Annotated in this window: 1 protein-coding gene; it reads left to right on the top strand. The window is 62.7% G+C overall.

Annotated elements, in window-relative coordinates:
- Positions 1-1,508 (top strand): glycerol kinase GlpK (gene glpK / locus CLV54_RS17300; protein ID WP_100346256.1); only part of this gene is annotated, 1,508 nt, incomplete at its 5' end.
- Positions 1,509-1,665: the final 157 nt, after the last annotated feature.

The following is a 1,665-nucleotide window of genomic DNA, read 5'->3' as shown; positions in this document are numbered from 1 at the left end:
ACTACGTCATCGCTATTGATCAGGGGACGACGAGTTCTCGGGCGATCGTTTTTGATCATTCGGGCAGTATCGTCTCGATTGGGCAGAAGGAGCATGAGCAGATCTTCCCGCAGGCTGGGTGGGTTGAGCATGATCCGGTGGAGATCTGGGACAACGTGCGTGAGGTCATCGGTCTCGCGTTGTCGAAAGCGGATCTGACTCGTCACGATATCGCGGCGGTGGGTATCACGAATCAGCGTGAGACGGCTGTGGTGTGGGATAAGACGACGGGTGAGCCGGTCTATAACGCGATCGTGTGGCAGGACACTCGTACTCAGCCGATCGTTGATCGTTTGGCGGCCGATGGTGGGGTGGAACGGTTCAAGCAGGTCGTGGGCTTGCCGTTGGCGACGTATTTCTCGGGCACGAAGATCGTCTGGATCCTCGAGAACGTCGACGGGGCTCGCCAGAAGGCCGAGGCGGGGGATCTGTTGTTCGGCACGACCGATTCCTGGGTGTTGTGGAACCTGACCGGCGGGGTCGACGGCGGGGTGCACGCGACCGATGTCACGAACGCGTCCCGCACACTGTTCATGGATCTGGAGACCCTGTCCTGGCGGCAGGACATCCTCGACGTGTTCGGGGTTCCTGCCTCGATGCTGCCCGAGATCCGTTCCTCCTCCGAGGTGTACGGCGTGGTCGAGCCCTCCTCTCTGTTGCGGGAGGTGCCGGTGGCCGGCATCCTCGGCGACCAGCAGGCGGCGACTTTCGGGCAGGCGGCCTTCGACGCCGGCGAGTCGAAGAACACCTACGGCACCGGCAACTTCCTCATCTTCAACACCGGTGAGGAGATCGTGCACTCCACGAACGGCCTGCTGACGACCCTCGGCTACAAACTCGGCGACAACCCCCCGCACTACGCGTTGGAAGGATCGATCGCCGTCACCGGATCCCTCATCCAATGGTTGCGCGACAACCTCGGCATCATCTCCTCCGCCCCCGAGGTCGAAGAACTCGCCAACACGGTCGACGACAACGGCGGCGCGTACTTCGTGCCCGCGTTCAGCGGCCTGTTCGCCCCGTACTGGCGATCGGACGCGCGTGGAGCGTTGGTGGGCCTGACCCGGTTCGTGAACAAGGGCCACATCGCCCGCGCCGCCCTCGAAGCGACCGCGTTCCAAACCCGCGAGGTCCTCGACGCCGTCAACGCCGACTCCGGCGTCGATCTCACCGAACTGAAAGTCGACGGCGGCATGATCGCCAACAACACGCTCATGCAGTTCCAAGCCGACATCCTCGGAGTGCCCGTCATCCGACCCGTCGTCGCCGAGACCACCGCCCTCGGCGCCGCCTACGCCGCCGGCCTCGCCGTCGACTACTGGGCCAACCTCGACGAACTACGAGCGAACTGGCAAGAAGACTCCCGCTGGACACCGAACATGGACAACACCGAACGCGACCGCCAACTACGCAACTGGAAAAAAGCCGTCACCAAAACCTTCGACTGGATCGACAACGACGTCAACTAAACCCACCCACACCTGACCCGTCCCCACCACAAACGACGGAGATCCCGCCCCACACCCCGGCAACCCACCAGAACACCGGAAACAGGACAGGACCTCCGTCGTTTGTGGTTTAAAGCGGACTCAGAAGCGGAACGGATCAGAAACAGAACAGAGCCGC

This window comes from Compostimonas suwonensis, assembly GCF_002797855.1.
In the GTDB taxonomy this organism is placed as follows: Bacteria; Actinomycetota; Actinomycetes; order Actinomycetales; family Microbacteriaceae; genus Compostimonas; species Compostimonas suwonensis.
This window is presented reverse-complemented; position numbering and strand designations above follow the sequence as displayed.